Source organism: Rhodococcus sovatensis, assembly GCF_037327425.1.
GTDB lineage: Bacteria > Actinomycetota > Actinomycetes > Mycobacteriales > Mycobacteriaceae > Rhodococcoides > Rhodococcoides sovatense.
This window is the reverse complement of sequence record NZ_CP147846.1, coordinates 5,119,266-5,144,111: the sequence shown is the minus strand read 5'-3', so window position 1 is coordinate 5,144,111 and position 24,846 is coordinate 5,119,266. Positions and strand designations below refer to the sequence as shown.

General features: G+C 62.9%; 23 protein-coding genes. 6 read left to right on the top strand and 17 right to left on the bottom strand.

The annotated features are described in order from the left end of the window. Position 1 precedes the first annotated feature (1 nt). Complete coding sequence (locus WDS16_RS23980; protein ID WP_338893594.1) at positions 2-847, top strand: 3-hydroxybutyryl-CoA dehydrogenase; 846 nt, start codon at positions 2-4, stop codon at positions 845-847. Positions 848-920: 73 nt separating this feature from the next. Here the strand turns inward: WDS16_RS23980 and fabG are convergent, their stop codons facing one another. From fabG to WDS16_RS23965, 3 genes are all read right to left on the bottom strand, one after another. Next, on the bottom strand, positions 921-1,679 hold the full coding sequence (gene fabG / locus WDS16_RS23975) for a 3-oxoacyl-ACP reductase FabG (RefSeq protein WP_068371616.1): 759 nt from the start codon (positions 1,677-1,679) through the stop codon (positions 921-923). Positions 1,680-1,745: 66 nt separating this feature from the next. Then, entirely contained in the window at positions 1,746-2,480 is a 735-nt protein-coding gene (locus tag WDS16_RS23970) for a 1-acyl-sn-glycerol-3-phosphate acyltransferase (RefSeq protein ID WP_338888291.1), read from the bottom strand. A gap of 13 nt (positions 2,481-2,493) precedes the next feature. After that, the gene (locus WDS16_RS23965; RefSeq protein ID WP_338888289.1) at positions 2,494-3,429 is read right to left on the bottom strand and encodes a lysophospholipid acyltransferase family protein; all 936 of its coding nucleotides are present in this window, start codon (positions 3,427-3,429) and stop codon (positions 2,494-2,496) included. Between the two features lie 111 nt (positions 3,430-3,540). On the opposite strand from WDS16_RS23965, the gene WDS16_RS23960 reads away from it, so the two are divergent. Beyond that, complete coding sequence (locus WDS16_RS23960) at positions 3,541-5,010, top strand: GntP family permease (RefSeq protein WP_338893593.1); 1,470 nt, start codon at positions 3,541-3,543, stop codon at positions 5,008-5,010. Between the two features lie 14 nt (positions 5,011-5,024). Here WDS16_RS23960 and WDS16_RS23955 read toward each other — a convergent pair whose 3' ends face one another. The 8 genes from WDS16_RS23955 to WDS16_RS23920 all read right to left on the bottom strand — a co-directional run bounded on the left by WDS16_RS23955 (position 5,025) and on the right by WDS16_RS23920 (position 14,801). Then, positions 5,025-6,428, bottom strand: coding sequence for a rhamnulokinase family protein (locus tag WDS16_RS23955; protein ID WP_338888288.1), 1,404 nt, complete (start codon positions 6,426-6,428; stop codon positions 5,025-5,027). Then, a complete protein-coding gene (locus tag WDS16_RS23950; RefSeq protein ID WP_338888287.1) occupies positions 6,428-8,458 on the bottom strand; it encodes a bifunctional aldolase/short-chain dehydrogenase in 2,031 nt (676 codons plus the stop codon). The genes WDS16_RS23955 and WDS16_RS23950 overlap by 1 nt, the downstream gene beginning before the upstream one ends. A gap of 77 nt (positions 8,459-8,535) precedes the next feature. After that, the gene (rhaI, locus tag WDS16_RS23945) at positions 8,536-9,705 is read right to left on the bottom strand and encodes an L-rhamnose isomerase (RefSeq protein WP_338888285.1); all 1,170 of its coding nucleotides are present in this window, start codon (positions 9,703-9,705) and stop codon (positions 8,536-8,538) included. Beyond that, complete coding sequence (locus WDS16_RS23940; RefSeq protein ID WP_338888283.1) at positions 9,702-10,043, bottom strand: L-rhamnose mutarotase; 342 nt, start codon at positions 10,041-10,043, stop codon at positions 9,702-9,704. Before WDS16_RS23940 ends, rhaI begins: the two co-directional genes overlap by 4 nt. A 22-nt stretch (positions 10,044-10,065) precedes the next feature. Beyond that, a complete protein-coding gene (rhaS, locus tag WDS16_RS23935; RefSeq protein WP_338888281.1) occupies positions 10,066-11,145 on the bottom strand; it encodes a rhamnose ABC transporter substrate-binding protein in 1,080 nt (359 codons plus the stop codon). A gap of 26 nt (positions 11,146-11,171) precedes the next feature. Next, positions 11,172-12,212, bottom strand: a complete 1,041-nt coding sequence (locus WDS16_RS23930; RefSeq protein ID WP_338888280.1) for an ABC transporter permease — start codon at positions 12,210-12,212, stop codon at positions 11,172-11,174. Beyond that, positions 12,202-13,254 carry an ABC transporter permease gene (locus WDS16_RS23925; RefSeq protein ID WP_338888278.1) on the bottom strand — a complete coding sequence of 351 codons (1,053 nt, stop codon included), beginning with the start codon at positions 13,252-13,254 and terminating at the stop codon, positions 12,202-12,204. The genes WDS16_RS23930 and WDS16_RS23925 overlap by 11 nt, the downstream gene beginning before the upstream one ends. Continuing rightward, positions 13,251-14,801, bottom strand: coding sequence for a sugar ABC transporter ATP-binding protein (locus WDS16_RS23920; protein WP_338888276.1), 1,551 nt, complete (start codon positions 14,799-14,801; stop codon positions 13,251-13,253). Before WDS16_RS23920 ends, WDS16_RS23925 begins: the two co-directional genes overlap by 4 nt. 302 nt (positions 14,802-15,103) lie before the next feature. Between WDS16_RS23920 and WDS16_RS23915 the strand changes: the two genes are divergently transcribed. Then, on the top strand, positions 15,104-16,126 hold the full coding sequence (locus WDS16_RS23915) for a LacI family DNA-binding transcriptional regulator (RefSeq protein ID WP_338888274.1): 1,023 nt from the start codon (positions 15,104-15,106) through the stop codon (positions 16,124-16,126). On the opposite strand, the gene WDS16_RS23910 is transcribed toward WDS16_RS23915, so the two are convergent. From WDS16_RS23910 to WDS16_RS23900, 3 genes are read right to left on the bottom strand one after another with little or no spacing between them, the layout of a single operon-like run. Continuing rightward, positions 16,099-16,785 (bottom strand): FadR/GntR family transcriptional regulator, encoded by a 687-nt coding sequence (locus WDS16_RS23910; protein ID WP_338888272.1) that lies wholly within the window; start codon positions 16,783-16,785, stop codon positions 16,099-16,101. The two genes, WDS16_RS23915 and WDS16_RS23910, sit on opposite strands and share 28 nt — an antisense overlap. A gap of 24 nt (positions 16,786-16,809) precedes the next feature. Further along, positions 16,810-17,556, bottom strand: coding sequence for an ABC transporter permease (locus tag WDS16_RS23905; RefSeq protein WP_338888271.1), 747 nt, complete (start codon positions 17,554-17,556; stop codon positions 16,810-16,812). A gap of 9 nt (positions 17,557-17,565) precedes the next feature. Next, positions 17,566-18,540, bottom strand: a complete 975-nt coding sequence (locus WDS16_RS23900; protein WP_338888269.1) for an ATP-binding cassette domain-containing protein — start codon at positions 18,538-18,540, stop codon at positions 17,566-17,568. A 156-nt stretch (positions 18,541-18,696) separates the two neighbouring features. On the opposite strand from WDS16_RS23900, the gene WDS16_RS23895 reads away from it, so the two are divergent. From WDS16_RS23895 to WDS16_RS23885, 3 genes are all read left to right on the top strand, one after another. After that, positions 18,697-19,026 (top strand): hypothetical protein, encoded by a 330-nt coding sequence (locus WDS16_RS23895; protein WP_338888267.1) that lies wholly within the window; start codon positions 18,697-18,699, stop codon positions 19,024-19,026. Between the two features lie 40 nt (positions 19,027-19,066). Next, positions 19,067-19,492 carry a nucleoside deaminase gene (locus WDS16_RS23890; RefSeq protein WP_338893592.1) on the top strand — a complete coding sequence of 142 codons (426 nt, stop codon included), beginning with the start codon at positions 19,067-19,069 and terminating at the stop codon, positions 19,490-19,492. A 113-nt stretch (positions 19,493-19,605) separates the two neighbouring features. Continuing rightward, positions 19,606-21,039, top strand: a complete 1,434-nt coding sequence (locus tag WDS16_RS23885; protein ID WP_338888265.1) for an NAD(P)/FAD-dependent oxidoreductase — start codon at positions 19,606-19,608, stop codon at positions 21,037-21,039. On the opposite strand, the gene WDS16_RS23880 is transcribed toward WDS16_RS23885, so the two are convergent. From WDS16_RS23880 to WDS16_RS23870, 3 genes are all read right to left on the bottom strand, one after another. After that, positions 20,984-21,688 (bottom strand): M50 family metallopeptidase, encoded by a 705-nt coding sequence (locus WDS16_RS23880; protein ID WP_338888263.1) that lies wholly within the window; start codon positions 21,686-21,688, stop codon positions 20,984-20,986. The genes WDS16_RS23885 and WDS16_RS23880 overlap by 56 nt on opposite strands. 362 nt (positions 21,689-22,050) lie before the next feature. Then, the gene (locus WDS16_RS23875) at positions 22,051-23,142 is read right to left on the bottom strand and encodes an IS110 family transposase (protein WP_338887872.1); all 1,092 of its coding nucleotides are present in this window, start codon (positions 23,140-23,142) and stop codon (positions 22,051-22,053) included. A 152-nt stretch (positions 23,143-23,294) separates the two neighbouring features. Beyond that, a complete protein-coding gene (locus tag WDS16_RS23870; protein WP_338893591.1) occupies positions 23,295-24,845 on the bottom strand; it encodes an acyl-CoA carboxylase subunit beta in 1,551 nt (516 codons plus the stop codon). Position 24,846 lies beyond the last annotated feature (1 nt).

The window sequence follows — 24,846 nt, the reverse complement described above, 5'->3', positions numbered from 1 at the left end:
CATCAACCTCGTAGGCGTCATCGGTGGCGGCACCATGGGAGCAGGCATCGCCGAGATGTGCGCCCGCTCCGGTAGTTCCGTGCTGATTCTCGAAACCAGCCAGGCCACGGCCGACGCCGCCGAAGCGCGCCTCGACAAGTCGTTCGCCCGCGCCGTCAAGTCCGGCCGCATCGAATCCGATGCAGCCGAGAAGGCGCGCGCTGCAATCTCGTTGACTCTCGACATCAACGATTTCGCAGACCGCGACCTCGTGATCGAAGCGGCACCGGAGATCGAATCGCTCAAGCTGGACCTGTTCGGCAAGCTCGATTCCATCGTCAAGCCCGAAGGAATCCTGGCCACGAACACCTCGTCTATCCCGGTCATCAAGATGGCCAATGCGACGAAGCGTCCCGACAAGGTCGTCGGGGTCCACTTCTTCAACCCCGTGCCGGTGTTGCCGTTGGTGGAGATCGTCGTCAGCTTGCTCACCAGCGAAGAGACCGTAGCTGCGGTAACCGACTATGCAGGAAACACTCTCGGCAAGAAGACGATTCGTGCCGGGGATCGCGCCGGATTCATCGTCAACGCGTTGCTCATTCCGTACATGGTCTCGGCCATCCGCATGCTCGAGTCCGGCTTTGCGAGCGCCGAGGACATCGACGAGGGCATGGTCAACGGGTGTGCGCACCCGATGGGGCCGTTGCGTCTCACCGACACCGTCGGGCTCGACGTCACCCTGGCTGTCGCAGAATCCCTGTACGCAGAGTTCCGCGAGCCGCACTACGCCCCGCCGCCGCTCCTGCAGCGGATGGTCGATGCTGGCATGCTCGGCCGCAAGAGCGGCAAGGGTTTCTACACGTACTGACCCGTAATTTCAGACAAGAATGGGCTACAGCTGAACTGCTGTAGCCCATTCTCTGCATTCAGGGCGAGCCCTATCAATCCTTCGGGCCACCAGCGGCGTAAACGACCTGGCCCGAGATGAAGCCCGCACCCTCGCTGACGAAGAAGGACGCGAGATGCGCTATGTCATCCGGATTTCCGACGCGATTGACCGGAATCTGCGACGCTGCAGCTGCTTTGAAGTCCTCGAACGGCACCCCGACACGCTCCGCAGTGGCGGCAGTCATCTCGGTCTCGATGAACCCCGGGGCGATCGCATTGGCGGTCACGCCGAACTTGCCGAGTTCGATGGCGAGGGTCTTCGTGAATCCCTGCATGCCGGCCTTGGCTGCCGAGTAGTTCGCCTGCCCGCGATTACCGAGTGCCGACGTGCTCGACAGGTTGACAATCCGACCCCACTTGGCGTCGATCATGTGCTTCTGGACCGCGCGGGTCATCAGGAACGATCCGCGCAGGTGCACGCCGAGCACGGAATCCCAATCCTGGACGGTCATCTTGAACAGCAGGTTGTCGCGCGTGATCCCCGCGTTGTTGATCAGCACGGTCGGCGCACCGAATTCGGACGCGATACGGTCAACCGCCGTCTGCACCGATTCCTCGTCGGCCACGTTGGCCCCGATTGCGACGGCCTGACCACCGGCCGACTTGATGGCGTCGACGGTATCGGCACACGCGGCTTCGTCGAGGTCGACGACGGCGACTCCGAATCCGTCCTTGGCCAGTCGCTTGGCCACGGCGGCGCCGATTCCTCGTGCGCTTCCGGTCACTACGGCGGTCTTCACTGCATCACTCACGTGTGTCTCCTGAAGTTACGAAATACGGGAACCTTGTGATCTGTTCTACCAACACCGAGTTACCGCTCAGTAAGCGGCCACTGCACCGTCGAGTGCTTTCTGCATTCCGTCCGCCACGGTGCGGACGATATGGAGCGGCTTGTCCGGTAATCCGGTGATCGGTTGGTCGATGTAGACGCTCGCAGACTTCAACTTCTGCGCAGGCCCGTAACTCAAGCCCATGCAGATCAGAACCGGCTCGACGCCTAGCTTGCGAATCCGCGCGGCGATGTGGCCGATGCCGCTGCCGACATGTTGAATCTGCGTCGGGTCGACCAGGTTGCACGTACCTTCCGGGAACACTGCAAGATCGTCCCCACGCCGGACGCGTTCCGCGCTGACATCCATCATCCTGTTTCCCGCTGCGCTGACCGCGCGCATGCCGTGATTCTTGCCCCGAAATACCGGGATGCCGCCCATCATGTCGATTCGCTTGCGCTGCTTCGGTTCCTGGAACAGTTCGTCCTTGGCCAACACCCGCGTCCTACCGATCGCCGGACGCAAGGGACTTGCCCAGGCTGCTGCGGCGACGGTATACGGGTCTGTCTCGGAGACGTGATTGACAGCGATGATCAGTCGGGTGTCGTCGTAGACCAGCCTGCGTATTTCCTCGCGTGCACCTTCGGAATAGCTCACCCGCGGCTTGAACCGACGGGCAAGGGCCGCATAGGCCAGCCTCGCGACCTGACGGTTCTGCTGGTGACGCAGGTAGAAGTCGTAAACGGTCTCGTCGTTCTCCAGAATTACCGCGGGTCGATCCATGAGTCGAGCTTAGCTACCCGAAGATCGGAAACCGTCGCTTCCTGGCCAGATCGTCCATCCCGCTTTGAATCTGTCGCCGAACTTCCTGGTATTTGGCTTCGACGTAGTCCTCGTCCTCACAGCGCGACGGATCGTGGTCGACGGCCACGTGCGGCATGAATCGCGTGCGGATCTTGGCAGGCAGCGGTATCTGAGGCAGTGCGGCGGGCGAGATGATCCACGGCAGCGACAGCGCGATCGGGAACACTTTCAATCGTGCGATTCGATCCAGCCTCAGCACCCGCGCAAGCGTGTCGCCCCGGACGAGCACCGGCATCGCATCGGCACCACCGACGGTCGCGACCGGCACGATCGGAACACCCATCCGGATAGCGAGTTTGACGAATCCCATCCTGCCGCCGAGCGTCGCGACGTCGCGTTCGCTCCACGGCCGTAGGGAGTCGACCTCACCTCCCGGCCAGACGATGACGTCCCGGCCCTCGGCCAGCGCCGTCGACATCGAATCCGGAGCAGCGGGCAACACCCCCATCGACCGGAACACCTTCCCGATGATCGGAAAAGCCATCAACGCGTCGTGTGCCGTTCCGTGCAGCGTGCGCGAGGAGCCGAAACGACGCCACCACTGCGCACCGACGGTCCATGCGTCCCATACGAACGGCGCGCCGGAATGGACTCCGACTACGAGGACCGGTGGTTCCGGAATGTTCTCCCACCCGTCGATCTCCATGCGGAACCACCGGTCCGTGACAACACTCCAGAATCGGGCCTGCTTGTCCATCGCAGCAGTGTTCTGGTCGTCGAGACTCCAGTCACCGGCGCGCTCGGCAACAAATCCCCCCAATCCCCCATCTTGCTGCTCGCGACGATGCTTCATCTTCACTCTGGCAGCTGCGGCCAGTCGCAGAGCTTGCTCCTGGAGTTCAGCGTTCCCGTGATCTGCATCACTCATACAGGGCACGGTACCCGCGCAGTCAACGCCTCGAGATCGACGTGTTGGAACCCCGCGGGACGCGGTATATGTCCGATAGGGTCGAAATCTCCTGCAATGAACGAGGTACCCATGGATCCGATCGAACCGGCATACGGAACGACGGCACTGCTCTTGATCGCTGCAGCAGCGGTTGCCGTACTGCTGTTCCTCATCATGAAGGTCAAACTGCACGCGTTCGTCTCACTCGTGCTGGTCAGTGCCGTCACCGCTGTTGTAGCCGGCATCCCGTTGGCGGAGGTGCCGGACGCGCTGATGTCGAGCTTCAGCTCGACCCTCGGATCGGTGGCGCTGCTGGTGGCCCTAGGAGTGATGGTCGGGCGACTGCTCGAGATCACCGGTGGCGCACAAGTATTGGCCGACACCCTGATCAACCGGTTCGGCGCCAAGCGAGCACCGTTGGCACTCGGCGTCGCCGCTCTGATCTTCGGTTTCCCCATCTTCTTCGACGCAGGCCTCGTGGTCTTTCTTCCCATCATCTACACCGTCGCCCGCCGCTTCGGCGGGTCGATCCTGCTCTATGCACTGCCGACCGCGGGTGCATTCGCCGCCATGCACGCGATCGTTCCGCCGCACCCCGGTCCAGTGGCAGCAACGGAACTGCTGGGCGGCGACATCGGTACCGTTCTACTCGTCGGTGTCCCCGTGGCGATCGTGTCGTGGTTCGTCGGCTCCTACCTCGTGGGTACTGCGTTGGGTCGCCGATTCGACGTCGCAACAGTCGACCTGCTCGCCGGACCCCAGAACACCGGACCTCAGAAGACCGGGACCAACAAGACCGGGTCCGCAGGCACCGGTGACAGCGCAGACAGTAGTGACAGCGACACCCGAGACGACTCGTCCGGACAGTTCGGGTCCTCGCCGAGCTTCTCCACCGTTCTGTTGATTCTGTTGACACCGCTGGTCTTGATCTCGTTGAACACCGTCGTCAACACCTTGTCGAGTGCAGGTGTGATCGACGGCGACACAACGTGGGCATCTGCATTCGTGCTCCTCGGTCAGACGCCGATCGCATTGCTGATCACACTGCTGCTCGCGCTGTTCCTGCTGGCACCGGGTCGCTTCCCTATCGGCGATGCTGCCAAGTTCATGGACCAGGCACTCGGACCCATCTGCTCCATCATCCTCATCACCGGTGCCGGCGGAATGTTCGGCGGCGTGCTGCGAGCCAGCGGCATCGGCCAGTCGCTGACCTCGTCGTTGTCGGGATTGGGTCTGCCCATCCTCCTGCAGGCATTCCTCATTGCCACTGCGTTGCGAGTCGCCCAGGGATCGGCGACGGTCGCGTTGACCACCACTGCCGGACTCATCGCAGTGCAGGTAGGCGAGCAGGACCTCAGCAATTTCAAGATCGCGCTTCTCGTCTTCGCGCTTGCAGCCGGTGCCACTGTGCTCTCGCACGTCAACGATTCCGGCTTCTGGCTCGTCAGTCGCTTCTTCGGTATGGACGAGAAGACGACGCTCAAGACGTGGACCGTGATGGAGACGACGCTCGGTCTCGCGGTATTCGCGGTGGCATCGATACTCTGGGTCATTTTCTAGCGACGGGTGATTTTCTAGCTGCCGGCGTCAGCACCCCGCGGCAGGTAGCGGGTCAGCGGAAACGACCGACCGACGACGTGGCGCATCTCGGCCACTCCGCCCGCGATCGCGCCGGCCGCACGGGCTTGCACCAGTACGTTTCCGAGCGCCGAACCTTCCACCGGTCCAGCGACGACCGGTAGGCCGGTCGCGTCGGCGGTCAGCTGGCACAGGAGTTCGTTCTGCGATCCTCCTCCGACGATATGCACCGTCTCGATGTCGATTCCGGCCAACTCACCGGCGGTGCGAACCGATCGGGCATATGCCGCCGCGAGGCTGTCCATGATGCAGCGGACGGTCTCGGCAGGAGTGGACGGAACGGGAACACCTGCGGCCCTGCACTCCTCGGCGATTCTCGACGGCATGTCGCCCGGTGGCAGAAACACCGGAAGATCCGGATCGACTACGGCCCCCACGCCACCGAGGCTCTCGGCTTCGGCCAGCAGGTCGCCAAGCGAATACGTGACGCCATCACGTTCCCATTGACGTAGGGACTCCTGGACGAGCCACAAGCCCATGACATTGCGCAGCAGGCGAACAGTCCCGTCGACGCCGGCTTCGTTGGTGAACCCGGCGTCCCTGGCTGCGGCCGAGATCACCGGCCCTGGTGCCTCGACTCCGACGAGAGACCACGTGCCGGACGCGATATAGGCGAAGCTCGACGATTCCGCCGGAACTGCGACGATCGCCGACGCCGTGTCGTGGGTCCCGACGGCAACGACGTCCGCACGAGATCCGACGAGCGCTGCCACATCCGGTCTCAGCGAACCGATTCGCTCACCTGGAACGAGCAGCGTCGGCAGCATATCGGGCTTCAACCCGACTTCGGCGACGAGCTCCCGATCCCATTGCCGCGTAGTCGGATCCAACATCCCACTCGTGGATGCGTTGGTGACTTCACCTGCTGCGATACCGGTGAGCCAGTACGCCAGCAGGTCGGGAATCATGAGCATCCGGTGTGCCGACGCGAGTCGATCGGTCGATTCGGTCAGCAACTGGTACACGGTGTTGAACGGAAGCTGCGCGATGCCGTTCCGTAGGAACAGGTCGGCATGCTCACCGTCGTTGCGTGCATCGCGGTAGTGGAAGGGGATTCCGAGCATCGAGCCGTCTGCAGCCAGCAGTGCGTAGTCCACTGCCCAGGTGTCGATTCCGATCGACGTCAGGGTCTCACCTTCGAGGCCGTCGACGAGAGTGCGCAACCCGTCGAGAACCCCCTGATACAGATCGACGATGTTCCAGTGCAGCGAACCGTTCAGTCGCACGGGCCGGTTCTCGAACCGTGCGACTTCGTCCAACCTGACTTGACCGTTCTCGACCCGACCGAGCATGACCCGTCCACTCGACGCGCCGAGATCGACGGCCGCGAACACGCCCATCAGCGCAGGAATGCGGCTGCGACGCCTGCATCCACCGGAATGTGCAGGCCAGTGGTGTGGGTCAGTTCCCCGCCGGTCAACGCGAACACCGCATTGGCTACATGTTCCGGGAGCACCTCGCGCTTGAGAAGCGTTCGTTGTGCATAGTATTCGCCCAACTTCTCCTCTTCGACGCCGTACACCGCGGCACGCTTTGCGCCCCAGCCGCCCGCGAAGATCCCTGACCCGCGAACGACCCCGTCGGGATTGATACCGTTGACGCGGATGCCGTGCTCGCCGAGTTCTGCTGCCAACAGCCGAACTTGATGTGCCTGATCTGCTTTCGTCGCCGAGTACGCGATGTTGTTAGGACCGGCGAATACCGAGTTCTTCGACGAGATGTAGACGATGTCCCCGCCGAGACCCTGCGCCATCATGATTCGGGCCGCCTCGCGCGAGACGAGGAACGACCCGCGGGCCATGACGTCGTGCTGCAGATCCCAGTCCTTCACCGTCGTCTCGAGCAGTGGCTTCGAGATGGACAGGCCCGCATTGTTGACCACCAGATCGATACCGCCGAAGGCGAGCACAGCCGCCGCAACTCCGTCGGCGATCTGTCCTTCGTCGGTGACATCCGCTGCGATACCCACCGCCACATCGGAGTTGCCGATCTCGGCTGCCGCGGCAATCGCCTTGTCGGCGTCGAGATCGGCGATGACGACGCACGCACCCTCGGCGGCCAGACGCGTCGCAATCGCCTTTCCGATTCCCGACGCCGCCCCGGTCACCAGTGCGATTCTCGTGGCCAGCGGTTTCGGCTTCGGCATCCGGGCAAGCTTGGCTTCTTCGAGAGCCCAGTACTCGATCCGGAACTTCTCGCGCTCGTCGATCGGCGAGTAGGTGGAGATGGCCTCGGCGCCCCGCATGACGTTGATGGCGTTGAGGTAGAACTCCGCTGCGACGCGGGCGGTCTGCTTGTTGGTACCGAACGAGAACATCCCGACGCCCGGAACGAGGACTATCGCCGGGTCTGCGCCCCGCATGGCAGGGCTCTCGGCGTCGGCGTGTTCGTCGTAGTAGCGGGCATAGTCGTCGCGGTAGGCCTGATGCAGTTCCTTCAGTCGCACCGAGACCTCGTCGTCCGACGCGGCGGGAGGCAGGTCGAGCACCATCGGACGAACCTTGGTACGCAGGAAGTGGTCCGGGCAGGACGTGCCGAGTGCTGCGAGGCGTGGATGCTCCTCCGCGGCGAGGAATTCGAGGACGGCGGCGCTGTCGTCGAAGTGGCCCACCTGTGGCCGATCGGTCGATGCAAGACCTCGGATCAGTGGGAACAGCGACGCGGCCTTCGCGCGGCGCTCCTCCGCAGGCAACGCTTCGAATCCGGCGATGACACCACCGAACGGTGCGGTCCGCCCATTGTCGAGGATGAACTTCTCTGCGGTACGAATGATCTCCAGCGATCGCTGCTCGGATTCCTCGCTCGTCTCACCCCAAGCCGTGATGCCATGACCGCCCAGTATGCAGCCGATTGCCTGTGGGTTCTGCGCCGCGATGGACGCTATGTCGAGACCGAGCTGGAACCCTGGACGACGCCACGGCACCCACACGACACGATCGCCGAAGCACTTCCGCGTCAGTTCTTCACCGTCCGCGGCGGTTGCGAAGGCAATCCCGGAATCGGGATGTAGGTGGTCGACATGATTCGCTTCCACGAGACCATGCATGGCGGTGTCGATCGACGGTGCAGCGCCGCCCTTTCCGTGCAGGCAGTAGTCGAACGCCGCGACCATGTCGTCCTCGCGTTCGACGCCAGGGTAGACATCCTTCAGCGCCAGTACCCGGTCGAGCCGCAACGCAGCGAGACCGGACGGTCGAAGCGTGCCGAGATCTCCGCCGGATCCCTTGACCCACAGCAGGTCCACGCTCTCACCGGTGACGGGGTCAGTGGCGGTTCCCTTGGCAGAAGTGTTGCCACCTGCGTAGTTGGTGTTGCGTGCATCCGCGCCGAGTCGATTGGAGCGAGATATCAGATCGTCGATGGTAGTCACTTGTCGTTCTCCTCTGACTTCAGACATGGGCGTACGAATTGCCGATCAAATCTGCTGCGGCTGTGATGGCTCGACCATCAGGCTCCCCAACTCGCTTGGTTTCCGCCGATCCGCTCGGATTCGATGCGCTCGGCGTAACCCGATCGCGCATAGGCCGCAACCGGATCACGATCGATGCCCTTGGACTCCCGCAGATCACCGAGCAGTCCACGGACGTCGGTGTTGTACGCATCCATCAATACCGCGTGTGCGCCCAGGACGTCCCCGCCCAGTTGGGCCTCGTCGAGGGCTACGGCGTCGACCAGCAGGGCCTTGGCCGTCGCTTCCTGGACGTTCATGATCGAACGAATCTGACCGGGAATCTTCGGCTCGATGTTGTGGCACTGATCGAGCATGAAGTTGATCCCCGACTCCGGCAGATGCGCCCCAGCGGAGACGATCTCGTGCATGATGCGGAACAGCTGGAACGGATCGGCCGCACCGACGATGAGGTCGTCGTCGGCGTAGTTGCGCGAGTTGAAGTCGAACGCACCGAGCTTGTTCTGACGAATGAGCTGGGTGACGATGAACTCGATGTTGGTGCCGGGAGCATGATGGCCGGTGTCGAGGACGACCTGAGCTTTGTCGCCCAGGGCCAGACAGTGCAGGAGCGAGGTTCCCCAGTCGGGAATATCGGTGGTGTAGAAGTACGGCTCGAAGAACTTGTACTCGATGAGCAGCCGATGATCGTCGTCGAGGCCTGCGTAGATCTCCTGCAGCGACTCTGCCAGACGATCTTGCCGTGCGCGGATGGAATCCTGGCCGGCGTAGTTGGTGCCGTCGGGCAGCCAGAGCTTGAGCACCTTCGAGCCGGTCGCCCGCATTACATCGATGCATTCGAGATGGTGTGCAACCGCTTTCGCGCGGATCCTCGGGTCGGAGTTGGTCAGCGAGCCGAGTTTGTAATCGTCGTCCTGGAAGACGTTGGAGTTCACCGCACCGAGCGCGACTCCGCTGTCGGCGGCGAATGCAGCCAATTTGCCGAAGTCGTCGACGTAGTCCCACGGAATGTGCAGCGACACCCGCGGAGCTGCGCCCGTCACTCGGTTGACCTCGGCCGCATCGGCGACCTTCTCGAACGGCGTTCTCGGCACACCTGGCGTACTGAAGACTTTGAATCGAGTGCCGGAGTTGCCGTATGCCCAGCTCGGCACCTCGATGCCGAAGTCGGCGAGCGCCGAGATGTCCTGTAGTGCAGCGGTGGTCATGATTCGATACCCATCTGACTCTCGAGGTGAAATAGTTCGGACAGCAGCACGAAGCCTTCGTCCGGGGTGGCAGAGCCGAGATCTGTGAAGAACGGCGCCATCTCGGCCTGCCACCGCGCGTTGACTTCGGTACTGCTCATCGCCTTTTGCGACGCTCCGAGATCAGGACTTTCGACGTATCCGACGATCAGCCCGTCGTCGCGGATATGCAGCGAATAGTTGTTCCAGCCGTTGGCTTTCAATGCCTCGAGCATCTCGGGCCATACCGCGGTATGGCGCTCGGTGTACTCGGGGACGGATTCAGGCCTCAGTTGGAGCGTGAAGCAATACCTGTTCATGATCTTCGGTGGCCAGTTTCGATCAGAAGTCGTACTGGTCGATGTTGGCAGCGTCGAACACGGTGGGCGGTCCGAGCACCAGTTCCCCGTCGGCGCCGATCGTGTACTCGCCGAGCTCACCTGCCGTGAACGTTTCGCCTTCGGCTCCGGTGATCTGGCCCGAGGCCAGTGCCGCACCCGCGTACGCAGCGAGGTATCCGATGTCGGTGGGATCCCACAGCGCGAACTGCTTCACGGTGCCGTCCTTGACGTACTCGCGCATCTGATTGGGAGTTCCGAGACCGGTGAGGACGATGTTGTCCTTGTAACTCGACGACGAGATGTACCGTGCTGCGGCTGCGATACCGACCGTCGTCGGGGACACGATGGCCTTCAGGTCCGGGTAGGTCTGCAGGAGCCCCTGGGTTTCCTGGAACGACTTCTGGTCGTCGTCGTTTCCGTAGACCGTGGTGACGAGTTCGATGTTTGCGTACTCGGGGTTCGAGGCGAGCTGTTCCTTCAGCACCTCGATCCAGGCGTTCTGATTGGTGGCGTTGGGGGTTGCCGACAGGATCGCGATCTTGCCGCTGCCACCGATCTGATCGCTGGTCATCTTCGCGAGCGCCTCGCCGACGCCCTCTGTGGTGGCCTGGTTGATGAACAGGTCCCGGCAGTCCTTCGATGCGTCGGAATCGAACGTCACGACCTTGATGCCCGCATCGCGTGCCTGATTCAGCGACGGGCACACGGCATTCGGATCGTTCGCGGCGATACCGATGACGTCCTGGTTCTGCTGGATGAGGGTATTGATATAGGACACCTGCGAAGATGCGCTTGCATCGTTCGGTCCGACGAGCTTGTACTCACCACCGAATTCGCCCACTGCGGTCTCACCGCCCGCGACCTCGATGTCGGAGTAGGGATTGTTGAGCTGCTTGGGCAAGAATGCGACCTTCAGTCCCTCGGTGATCGGGGCGTCGGGGTTGGCGGTGCCGGTGGCTCGGCTGCCGCTGTCGGAGGAATCCGAGGCCGAATCCTGAGTGGTGCCAACGCATGCGGTCAACACGAGGGACAAGGCTGCGACGCCTGCCAGTGGCGCGAGGCGCCGGGAGAAGCGGGACATGAGGGTCCTTTCGAGGGAGGGAAATCCTAGAGAGCGCGAATGGCTTTGCGACGTTGGGAGGAGGTTCGGACAATTTTCAGTACGTTGGGCAGAAGAACGGCGACGATGAGCAGTACGCCGGTGACGACGGTGAGCGCCTCGTTCGAGATGTCCTCGAGCCGGAGGGCATTCTGCAGGGTGGCAAGGAGAACCACGGCGGCGAGAACTCCGAGCAATCGACCTTTGCCGCCGAAGATGGAGACGCCACCGAGCAGTACCGCGGCAACGACGGATAGTTCGAGGCCGGATCCGTTGTCGGCGCGTGCACTCGAATACCGCAGACTCCACAGGACTCCGGCGAGCGCTGCGACGGCGCCGGCGACCACGTACAGCCAGAACTTGATTCGGTTTCCGTCGATTCCGGCGAACTTCGCTGCTGTCGCACTCGCTCCGGTCGCATAGATGTTGCGCCCCAACGCTGTCGATTGCAAGATCACCCCGAAGACGACCGCGAGGATCACCAACGGAATTGCGAGATTGGGTATCGGGGTGTCACCGACGGTTCCAGTGACCCACGAGGTATAGGCACGAGGGAAGTTCGACACCGCCTGATCACCCAGCAGTACGAATGCCAATCCACGGAACAACGCAAGCGTCCCGATCGTCACTGCGAGAGAGGGTAGTCCGAGCCCAGCGACGAGGAATCCGTTGAGCGCTCCGAGCAGTGCACCGAGCAGGATGCACATCGGGACGATCATCTCGATCGTGAACCCGTTGTTCCACATCCAGCCCATGGCCGCTCCACTGAGCCCGAGCGTACTTGCCACCGACAGATCGATTTCACCGGTCACGATGATCAGGGTCATCGGTAGTGCGATCAGGAAGATCGGCGCCAGGTCGAGGACCAGGAAGGTGAAGTTGGTACTGCTGCCGAAATCGGGGTTGGTGATGGAGGCTCCGATCAAGACCAGAACCGTGAGCGTGATGATCGCGGTGTCCCAGTTCGCGAGGAGCTCGCGCCACCGGCTCCCGGACTGCGGCGCCGGGGCTGTAGGACCGGCCGGTGCCGTGGCGAGATCACTCGACATGAGCGCTCCTCTTTCGAAGTTGCTGCGCAGCACGGACGGCCGCGATTCGGTCCGCCGCGATGGCGATGAGTATGAGCGCACCGACAATGGCCTGCTGCCAGAACTGGTCGATCTGCAGGACCGGGAGTGCGCTGTTGATCGTCGTCAGGAGCAGCGCGCCGAGGGCGGCGCCCCAGATGGTTCCGATGCCGCCGACCACCGCGACTCCGCCGACGACGCACGCGGCGATGACGTTGAGTTCGTATCCGGTTCCCGCGGCTGCGTCGACGGTTCCGAATCGTGCGGCGAACATGACTCCTGCGATACCTGCCATCGCCCCCGAGAACGCGAATGCCGCGAGCGTCCTCCTGCCCACCGCGATTCCGGCGAGTTCGGCGGCCTGTCCGTTGGATCCGATGGCGTAGAGGTCGCGTCCGCTGCGGTAGCGGCCGAGGTAGGTCCCGGTGACCGCGATGGCGACGAGAGCGATCAGTACCAGAACAGGGATGCCCACAATGCTTGCGGTACCGAGGTCGAGGAACGATCCGGGCATCTCGTCGGCGGTGATCTGTTCTCCACCTGCCCAGAAATAAGCGACACCGCGGAAGATGTACATCGTTCCCAGGGTCACGACCAGTGCAGGTACGCCGCCGAATCGGACCAATACTGCGTTGACCACGCCGCATACGGCTCCGACGGCGACACCTGCGAAGATCCCGACGACGATCGGTAGGTCAGGCGAACTGTGCATGACCGAACCCGCGGCGAATGCAGACAGTCCGAGAATCGATCCGACCGACAGGTCGATGTTCTTGGTGATCATCACGACGGTCTGGCCGACTACGAGGACCGCGACGATCGATGCAGCAAGTAGCAGGTCCCTGATGCTTTGTGAGGACAGGAATCCGGAGTTCTTCGCTGTGGTGACTGCTACGAGCACGATCAAGGCAGCGAGTATCCCGAGCGAGCGCATCCGCAGCACTTTCTCGACGAGTGACGTGCCGTCCTTCTGCACCGGCTTCAGCGGGTCCGCAGGCGCGCTCACGTCCGTGGTGATGCTCATGCTGCAGCACCCGGCCCTGTGGCCGTTGATCCCATCGCGGCGTACATGACGGATTCCTCGGTGGCGTCGGCTCGGTCGATCTCCGCGGCGATACGGCCCTCGCGCATGACCAGCACACGGTCTGCCATTCCGAGGACCTCGGGCAGCTCGGAGGAGATCATCACGATTGCGACGCCGTCCTGTGCGAGTTGGGAAATGATCCTGTGCACTTCGGCTTTCGTCCCTACGTCGATTCCTCGTGTCGGCTCGTCCACAACGAGGACCGTTGGATCGGTGGCCAGCCACTTGGCGAGGACCACCTTCTGCTGGTTTCCACCGGACAGAGTCCCCACAGGATCGGTGATGCGAGCGAACTTCGTCTGCAGCTTCTTGGTCCACTCGTACGCGGAACGTCGTTCCCGACCACCGACGAGAAATCCGAAGCGCGCCAACGCCGCCGATCGAGTCAGGGTCGCGTTGCGTTCTATGGACATCTCTGGAATGAGGCCCTGCTGACGTCGGTCCTCGGGCACCAGTGCGATCCCGGCACGCATCGCAGCTTTCGGATTCCCGGGTTTCAGTGTTCTTCCTCTGACGCGCACTTCACCCGAATCGCGGGGGTCGACGCCGAATACTGCTTGCATGACCTCGGAGCGGCCCGCCCCGACGAGCCCCGCGAGTGCCACGATCTCCCCAGCTCGGACGGAGAAGCTGACGTCGGTGAACACTCCCGCCCGGCTCAACCCGTCGACCTCGAGCACTACCGCGCCCGGCTCGACATCCAGCTTCGGGAACAGCGCGCCGAGCTCGCGGCCCACCATGGCTTTGACGAGATCGTCGACGGTCAGTCCGGCGAGCTCGGAAGTCGAGATGTGTTTGCCGTCGCGCATCACGGTCACTCGCTGGCACAGTGCGAATATCTCTTCGAAGCGGTGCGAGATGAACAGCACTGCCGCTCCGTCCGCGCACAGTGAACGCGCGACCTTGAACAGTCTCTCGACCTCGTTGCCGGACAGCGCCGCCGTCGGCTCGTCCATGACGATGACCGACGCCTGCGTCGACAGCGCTTTGGCGATTTCGACCAGTTGCTGATCTGCGATCGAGAGTCCACTTGCCAGTCGATCGGGATTCATCGGTACCCCGAGCCGTGCGAACAGCGCTTCTGCCGCAGCATTCATCGCGGACCGGTCGATCATCCCGCCGCGACCCTTCGGTTGCGCTCCGATGTAGATGTTCTCGGCTATCGAGAGATCGGGAAACAGTGTGGGCTCCTGGTAGATCACCGCGATGCCCTTCGACTTCGCTTCGGCCGGAGAACCGAGGGTCACGTCCGCACCGCCCACGACAAGGGTGCCGGTGTCCGGGGTGTGGACGCCCGCGAGCATCTTGACGATGGTCGATTTGCCCGCACCGTTCTCGCCGACCAGTGCATGGGCCTCTCCCGCGAACAGCGGGAACGACACACCTGCGACCGCGGACACGGCACCGAAGGTCTTTCTCACGTTCCGAACCTCGAGCAAGGGGGTTGGCATCGTGCCACCACCGCCGGGCGTCGTCGAGACGCTCATGAAAGGACCTCCCGGTCGGATCGAACCGTCTCGATTGAAACGGTTCATTTCGTTCCTAAAAGCTAGAAGTGACGGTGGACACAAGTCAACCCCGTGACACGGATCACTCCCTGACGTTACTGAATCGTTACAAGCGCCCATCCAACGTCTCGATGGCATCCAGCACGATCGACGTAAGGTTTCTCCACTGAGTCCGTCGTCGATTGGACGCAGATGTTGCGCACCGAGCGATGAACCGATTCAATGGATAGGAACTTCGTCACTGCGTGGTGCATATCCGATCCTGGGGAGGGCTGATCCGTATGGCAGCGAGCATGCGTGAGGTCGCGGCCCTCGCCGGTGTGTCCATGGGCACGATCAGCAATGTCCTCAACCGTCCTGACATGGTGTCCGAGACCACTCGCGAGCGCGTCGAGGCAGCGATCGCCCAGCTCGGATTCGTCCGGAACGATGCCGCGCGTCAACTCCGGGCAGGCCAGTCCCGCATGCTTGCCGTCGTCGTGCTCGATGCACGAAACCCGTTCTTTCTCGACGTCGCGGCCGGAGCAGAGTCGGTAGCCGACGCCAACGACCTGCTGATGGTGCTCGTCGGCAGCGGTGAGTCCGAGGATCGAGAGAATCGCCAGTTGCGGCTTCTGATGGAGCAGCGCGTGCAAGGCATCCTGCTCAGTCCCGTCGGGGAGAACATTCCGATGCTCGACAAGCTCGATCGTCAGGGAACGCCTGTGGTGCTTCTCGACCGGGGATCACGCACTCCGGGCAGGTCCTCGGTCGCGGTCGACGACGTGCACGGTGGGCATCTCGCGACGCGACATCTGATGGACCTCGGCCATCGGGATCTCGTATTCGTCGGCGGGCCGCCGAGTATCCGGCAGGTGCGAGATCGGCGGGCCGGCGCGCTCGATGCCGTCGCAGACTCGGCCAGCACCCGAATGTCGACCATCTGGGCGGAATCGCTCAGTATCGAGGCGGGCGCGAAGGCCGCCGGGCGAATACTCGATATGACCGACAATCCTCCGACCGGCGCAGTGTGCGCGAACGACTTGCTCGCGCTGGGCGTTCTGCAAGAATACATTCAACGCGGATTGCGGGTTCCCGACGACCTGGCCATCGTCGGGTACGACGATATCGACTACGCAGCAGGCGCGGCCGTCCCCTTGACCTCGGTGTCGCAGCCCCGAGCCGAACTGGGCCACGCCGCCGCGGAGCTACTGATGGAGCAAGTGAACAATCAGGGTGAGAACACTTTTCGGCAACTGACGTTCACCCCGTCGCTCGTCGTGCGGGGGTCCACCGATCACGGCTGGAGAGGCGCCAGGGCGTAGAACCCTTCGATGTGCTCACGGACCAGGATTGCAGCTCGTCCGCCGTCGCCCCTGCGAACCGCATCGACTATCCCCCGGTGCTCACATCGCAGATTGACCGCGACGGATTCCCAATCATTGAGTGCTGGAACAGCTTCCATCACATAGCCGTGAATGGCCTCTCTGAGGGAGGTCATCATCGCCTCGACCAGTACGTTGCCCGCCAGGCTTGCGAGCCGAACATGCAATTCGGCGTCGAGACGATGGAACTGCTCGGGAGGCAGCTCCAGGTCGTCCATCCGATCCAGCAGTGACTCGACAGCGGAGAGATCGGGATCCCGGCCTGCCGCCTCCCGAAGTGCCCAGGATTCGAGGAGCACCCTGGTTTGGACCACATCGGGAATCGATAGGAACCGGGTCGCCATGTGCAGGCGGAGGGCCGATCCGATCGACGTCGCCGGATCGGCCATCACGTACGCACCCGCGTCGGGCCCCGACCCCACTGCGGTACGTACGACTCCCATTGCCTCGAGCACCCTGATGGCTTCTCGGATGGACGAGCGCCCGACACCCAGCTCCTCCGCCAACGCCCGCTCCGACGGAAGGCGGTCGCCGACGCCGATCTTGCCTGCGGCCAGATCCTGCTCGATCCGCCCCAGAACCACCTCGTGCGCTCGCATCGACTCAGCGTAGAGCAGACCGCGTCACCGGCGCATCGCTCTGATTCCCACGGCGAGACCCACCACCGCGACGCTGACCGCGGCCACGATCCCGTGCAGTACGGTCATGCTCGCGAATTCACCTGCAAACAATGCTCGTTCGGCGCTCACCACGTAGCCGAGCGGATTGATGTCGACGAGAAACTGCATCCATCCGGGCGCACCATCGAGCGGAAGCATGGTGCCGGACAGGATCAGCAGCGGGAACATCAAAGTCTGCTGCACTGCCCAGAACACCCAATCCTGCGCTCGAACCGCAAGCGCGAGCGAGTACGACAGCGCACCCAGCCCGATCCCGAAGATCCCCAGCAGGACGATCCCAACTACAGCGCCCAACGGATCGACCGACAGCCCGAGCGGCAATGCGACGAGAACGATCAGCACAGCCTGCGCAGCGAGCGGCACCATCTCCTTCACCGCACGCCCGATCAGCAGCGAGGACCGAGGAAGCGGAGTGACCAACATTCGCTCGTGAGAACCGTCGTGCAACTCGGTCAACAGGTTGGACCCGGTCATGGACGTTCCGAAGATCGCGATCATGGCCAGCACGCCAGGGACGAACCAGTCCCATACGTTCCCGTCACCGAGTCCCGGGACAGTGCCGAGCAGCGGCCCGAACAATGCGAGCAAGATCAGGGGTTGAGTGAGGCTGAAGACGACAGTGAACGGGTCGCGGACCATGGGCCGCAGTTCGCGCACCATTACTATGGAACTTCCGGTCAGTGTATTCATGTCTGCTCCTTAAACGGTTGCGGTTTCACGAAGGCTGGTTTCACGAAGGCTGCGGCCGGTGAGGCCGAGGAACACGTCGTCCAGGGTCGGACGGGACAGGTCAGCTGATTCGACTACGAATCCGTGAGATTCACTGCGCCTCAATAGTTCCGGAAGTGCACGATCCCCACGCACGACCCGAATGTTCAGTCGTTCTCCCGACGTCGTGATGTCGCGGACTCCGTCTGCACTGCCGAGGATGGACGCCAATCCGATCGCGGCGTCGGCCGAAGCAACCGACAGCGTCACCAGATCGCCGGCAAGATTCGCTTTCAGCGCGTCGGCTGTGTCGTCGGCGATGATGGTTCCCGTGTCGATGACGATGACGCGCTCCGCCATCGAATCGGCCTCGTCGAGATAGTGCGTCGTCAGCACGATCGTGGTGCCCATCTCCTGCCGTAGCCGAAGTATGTGCTCCCACAGGTTGGCTCGGCTCTGCGGATCCATGCCCGTCGACGGTTCGTCGAGAAAAAGCAAGGGTGGACGGTGAACGAGTCCGATCGCGATGTCGAGGCGACGACGCTGCCCGCCGGACAGTGTCGAGACCGTCCGCTTCGCCAGATCCCCGAGGTCGAGCGCCGACAGTAATTCGTCCGCGCGGACACCCGCTCTGTGCGCGGACAGTCCGTAGCACCGGCCTTGCGTGAGCAATTCGTCCCGAACTCGCTGGTTGTGCCCACCTCCGTTGCCCTGCCCGACGTACCCCAGGCTGCGTCGGACGGCGTCGCGATCCTCGGTGATGCTGTGCCCCGCGATGCGGGCCGATCCCGACGTCGGCGCCAGCAGGGTCGTGAGCATGCGTAGCGTCGTCGACTTGCCCGCACCGTTGGGGCCGAGCAGCGCGACCAGCTCCCCCTCCGCCACCGACAGATCGATGCCTCGCACCGCGTCGACCTTCGTCTTTCCTCGTGTGAAGCTCTTGGTCAAACCTGTCGTCTCGATCATCACTGCGCCACCCCTTGGTTCGTGGATTCGGTACGAACGCTGACGCTAAGAGCTATTGCGGTCGGTTCCGGTCCGCAATTCCAACTCCGACGGACGCGTGTGAATCTTTCTCAGACGGGTAACTCGAGGAGGGAGAAACACGAAGGGACGCGAAACATGGCAGATCAGAATAATTCTGGGGATCAGAAGCCCACGCCAGGACCACGGTGGATCAAGAATGTGCAAACGCGAGGCGCCGTCATCATGCTGATGTCTGCGATTGTCGCGGCAGGGCTGTTCATCACTGCTCTCGCCGGCGGGTTCGAAGGCTGGGTTGCGATCGCCGCAGTAGCAGTGGTCATCTTGTTCGTGGGCGGGTTCTTCTCACTCCGTGCAGGCACACGCCGAGCGGTGGAACACGAGCCCATCATCTACCATCCCGATTCGACCGATATCCCGGTGGAGATCGATCCCGACACCGGAGAACGCTTGCCGCACAGAGAGTGACGACGTGACAGGTCCTTCGACACCGGCGGAGCCCGAGAGAATGCTTCGTGTCGCGATAGATCAGGCTCGTCTCGGTGCGCGCGAGGGCGGGATACCCATCGGAGCGGCGTTGTTCGCGGCCGACGGAACTGTGCTCGGGGCAGGCCGCAACAGACGCATCCAACACGACGACCCATCGGTACACGGGGAGACGGACGCGTTTCGAGCGGCAGGTCGGCAGCGTGACTACCGCTCGACCACGATGGTGACAACGCTGTCGCCGTGCTGGTATTGCAGCGGGCTGGTACGCCAATTCGGTATCGGCGCGGTGATCGTGGGCGAGAACGTCACGTTCGACGGGGGCCACGAATGGTTGCGTGAGCACGGGGTCGAGGTGACGGTACTCCGAAATCAGGAGTGCATCGATCTGATGGCCGACTTCATCGAGCGTGAACCACTCGTATGGAACGAGGATATCGGTCGCTGAATTTATTGTCTTAACATTCGTACATGGTGTCGTGTACTCTTCAACCACCAGAGTGACACAGCACACATGACGGCCGCACACCGGACCCGTCCCGAACGTAGAAGGACACACCCATGTCCGCGTCCAACGCGCCCGAACTCACCCCGGCACTCGCCAGGCGGCTCCATCGACATCACGTCGTCATCATCGGTTCCGGGTTCGGTGGACTGTTCGCAGCGAAACAACTACGGAAAGCCAACGTCGACGTCACTCTGATCGCCAAGACCACCCACCACCTCTTTCAACCCCTGCTGTACCAGGTGGCAACCGGCATCCTCTCCGAAGGTGAGATCGCACCGTCGACCCGGATGATCCTCAAGGATCAGCCCAACGCGTCCGTCATTCTCGGCGAGGTCAACGGCATCGATCTCGACAACAGAACTGTCACCTCACAGTTTCTCGAACGCGTCACCGAAACCAGCTACGACAGCCTCATCGTCGCCGCGGGATCCGGCCAGTCGTACTTCGGCAACGACCACTTCGCCGAATACGCACCGGGAATGAAGACCATCGACGACGCCCTCGAGCTGCGCGGCCGCATCATCGGCGCCTTCGACCAGGCCGAACTCGCCACGGATCCAGCCGAAATCGAACGCCTGCTCACCTTCGTCGTCGTCGGCGCGGGACCCACCGGTGTCGAAATGGCCGGACAGATCGCCGAACTCGCCAACACGACCCTGAACGGCACCTTCCGCCACATCGACAGCCGCAGCGCCCACGTCATTCTGCTCGACGCCGCACCCAAAGTGCTGCCGCCGTTCGCCGACTCCCTCGGACAGGCCGCAGCCAAGCGGCTCACCAAGATGGGCGTCGACATCCAGCTCGGCGCGATGGTCACCGACCTCGACGCCAACGGTCTGACCGTCAAAGATTCCGACGGAACTGTTCGACGTATTTCCTCGCGCACCAAAGTCTGGTCTGCAGGTGTCGCGGCCAGCCCACTCGGGAAGACCCTCGCCGAACAGTCGGGCGCCCCGATCGACCGCGCCGGACGTGTGCTCGTCGAGAAGGACCTGTCGTTGCCAGGGCACCCGGAGGTGTTCGTCGTCGGCGACATGATGGCGCTGGACAAGCTCCCCGGCGTCGCACAGGTTGCCATCCAGGGTGGACGCTACGCAGCGCGCGTCATCTCCGACGGCGTCGAAGCGGTTCGCTCGGGCAAGGATGCGCCCGAGCGCAAGGACTTCAAGTACTTCGACAAGGGATCGATGGCGACGGTGTCTCGGTTCTCGGCCGTTGCTCAGGTCGGACCGATCAAGGTCACCGGTTTCATTGCCTGGGTCATGTGGCTACTCGTGCACCTGCTCTACATCGTCGGATTCCGCAGCCGCCTCACCACCGTCATCTCCTGGCTGACGGCGTTCTTCTCCAAGAGCCGCGGGCAGCTCGCGATCACCGAGCAGCAGGTCGACGCGCGTCGGGCGATGTTCTACTTCACCGCAGGTGAACCGGTCACTGCACCGGAACCAGAATCCGCCACGCGCCCATTGCAAGCGAGCCGACCGTAACCAGCAGGAACAGGCCGACCCACACGATTCCGGGGAGGAACGTCAGGCGAGCCAACTGATCGGCGTCGGAGTCCCGTGCCCGCCCCGAACTGCGCGATCGTTGCAGTTCGAGGACCGGACGGGGTCCGGCGATCAGCAGGAAGAACGTCAGGAAATAAGCAACGGCAACCTGCTGCTCTCCGGTTCCCCACCAGGACACGACGAACAGCGCGGCACCGACGGTGACCAACGACGCGAACCCGTAGATGTTCCGAATCATCAACAGCATCAGAGCGATCGAGATGATTCCGATCCAGAGCACCGCGGATGCACGTTGAGTGCCGAGCACGAACGCCGCACCGAGTCCGAGCAGCGACGGCCCGATATAGCCCGCAAACGTCATCGCGATGACACCGAGACCTGTCGGCTTGCCCTTGGAGATCGCCACCCCTGATGTGTCGGAATGCAGCCGCAGGCCCATAAGCTGCCTGCCGGTGATCAGCGCAACGAAGAGGTGAGCGCCTTCGTGGGCGATCGTCACGACGTTGCGGGCGATCCTCCACGTCTGCGGAATCAGCACGATCGCGAGCGCCACCAGCGCTGCAGCTTGGACGATCCATACGGGCGGATCAGGACTTACCGCGGAGATGCGGTCCCAGAATTCGGTCACCACACATTATGGCGGCTCCGCCGCCAGTGGCACGATTGAGTGCACTGGAATGCACTTAACCGCGCCACTGATATGGGAACAACTTTGTCAAGAGGGCAGGGTGAGACGCCGCCGGGGAGCGACCCCGACGGCGTCTCTGCGCTTCGTCGGTGAGTCTGTGGTGGTGAGCGTGTCGTATCTCGACGCGCGGTCAGACTGATATACGCGGGTTGGGTACCGCAGGACGGGTGTTCGGCAGGATCGTATCCGCGTATCTGGCATCGAGCGTCGACCGTGCAGGTCTGCTCACAGGGGCGTCGCGGGTCGATCCACGCGCTGTCACCACCGGTGTCTCTGGCCGGCGAAGCGGGTTCAGGAGGGTCTCAGCAGTCCATCACTGCCAGTGACCAGCACCAGCCGGCCATCTCTCGTGCGATGGCGACGTTGGCTACTACGGGCCGTTTGCGGCGTTCGGTGAATCGGACCCACCGATTGTGCAGGCGATGGTTGCCGGCATTGCCGCGAGCTCGTGCTGCGGCCGGGGCCAGGTCCCACCGTTTGGTCATGGTGGCGCCGAGCGTGTAGTGCGGGCGGTGTTGCCAGGCGGACTCGATGAGCAACCTGCGTATGTGTGTGTTGCCGGTCTTGGTGATCGACCCCTGCGCCCGCGATCCGCCAGAGGAGTGTTCACTCGGTACCAGTCCGACGAACGATCCAATTGTGTTGCCAGTGAAGCGGTTCCAGTCTCCGATTTCCACTGCCAAGGAGAATCCGGTCAGCGTCGCCACCCCGCGTAAGCATCCGAGTCGATGCACGATGGGTGTGAATTCGCTGTCGGCGGCCATCGCCTCGATTGCTGCATCCAACCTGTCACGGCGCGCGGTCATGGTCAGTACGTGGTCGTAGTCGGCGTCGAATGCCAATCGCGTCGCGGGCATAGTCAATGCTCGGCGCGCGTCCCCCCGCAGCCATCGGTCGTGGCCCTGGGTCCAGGCGTTGCCAGCGCAGTAGACGATGCCATGACGCAGAAGTAGTTTGGACAACCGGTGCCGCGAGCGCATCAGGTCACCTCGGCAGTCCTCGCGGGCACGCACGAGATCACGCGCCGCTTCCTGTTCGACGGTCGGGATCGAGATCGAGGTGATCTCGTCCAGACGCAGAAGTTTCGCCAGGTGCAGTGCGTCGCGGGCGTCGGTTTTGATGCGGTCACCTGCAGGTCGCTGCAATTTCGACGGCGCTGCGACTTCGCAGCGGATGCCCGCTTCCGTCAGCGCCCTGTAGAGCCCGAACCCGGTCGGGCCTGCTTCGTACGCGACCGCAGTCGGGCCGGGTAACGAGGCTATCCAGGATCGGATGTGTTCGTAATCCGGGGTCAACGTGGATCTGAAAATTTCGCCGCTCACGCCGTCGATCGCTGCTGCCGCGACCGAACGTGCGTGCACATCGAGACCAACACTCGTACGCTCAGTAATCACCGGGGCCTCCCACCACTGTTGGATAGACCGAGCAGGGCCAATTCCTACTCGGTAACCCACGAACATGGGTGAGAGGGGCCCCGGCCCGCATCCCCCGAAGCTGATGAAATCTCCGGGGCACCCTCATACCGTCTGGGGCGGGACGCCCAGCACTAGATAGGACGCAGGAGCGATCTGCGCCGCGGCGGGAGTGGGTCGGGCGTCTTGTCCGCCAACAACATCAATGCCCGGCGGATCTCGAGGCGCGTCTGCGACGGTTCGATCACCGCATCGATGTATCCACGCTCGGCCGCGGTGTAGGGCGTCGCGACGAACTCGTTGTAAAAGTCGATGAAACCCTGGCGGACGCGAGGCCCGTCCTCTCCTGCCGCTTCGATTTCTCGACGACGCAGCAGACCGACCGCTCCCTCTGCCCCCATGACCGCGATCCTCGCCGTCGGCCATGCGAAGTTGAGATCGGCTCCGAGATTCTTCGAGCCCATCACGGCATAGCCACCGCCGTACGCCTTTCGGATCACGACGGTCACCTTCGGTACGGTCGATTCGATCACGGCGGCAAGCAATTTCGCGCCGCGGTAGATCACCCCTGCGCGCTCCTGTTCCAGCCCTGGCAGATAACCGGGGATATCGACGAGAAACACGACCGGGATGGCGTACGCGTCGCAGATGTAGATGAACCTCGCTGCCTTCTCCGAACTCGCGATGTCCAGTGCGCCGGAAAGATATGTCGGTTGGTTCGCCACGACGCCGACCGTTCGTCCGTCGACACGCGTGAACGCGGTGATGACGTTGGGGGCGTACAACGCACCGATCTCGTGGAATTCTCCGTCATCGAACACTCTCATCATGACGTCGTGCATGTCGTACGCAGTGTTGTCCGAATCGGGCAGGAACGAGTCGAGACTCAGATCCGATTCGGTCACAGTGGGTTCGAGCCCGGGATTGACCAGTGGCGCGCTCTCGTAGCAATTACTGGGCAGGTAGCCGAGAAGAGTCTTGACCCAGGCGAATGCTTCCGGTTCCGAATCGGCAACGTGATGAACCGTCCCATAGCTGGCTTGCTTCTTGGCGCCACCGAGGTCCTCGGCCGAAATCTCCTCTCCGGTAACCGCTTTCAACACGTCCGGTCCGGTGACGAACATGTAGGCCTGATCCTGCACCGCGACGACGAAGTCGGTACAGGCAGGTGAATATGCTGCTCCCCCTGCGCATTTGCCCAGCATGATCGAAATTTGCGGCGCCAGCCCGGACAGCAGCCGTTGCCGTCTGCCGATCTCCGAGTAGAACGCCAACGATGTCACCGCATCCTGGACTCGTGCGCCTCCCGAGTCGTTGATCCCGATGATCGGGCAGGCCGTCTTCGCGGCGAGTTCCATCATTGCAACGACTTTGCGGCCGAACATCTCCCCGAGCGATCCGCCGAACACCGTGTTGTCGTGCGAGTACACCACCACGGGCCGGCCCTCGACGGTGCCGCGGCCGGTGACGACGCCATCACCGTACGGGTTGGCGCTACTCCCGGGCGCACGCATCAGCGCTCCGTATTCGACGAAGCTACCTGGGTCCAGGAGTGCGTCGATCCGATCTCGCGGACTCGGCAGCCCAGCTGCTGTTCGCTTGGCGATCGCCCGCTCGCTGCCTGGATTGCGCGCTTCCTCGAGCTTCGCGGTCAGGCCGACGAGCTTTTCCGTTGTCGTACTCAGA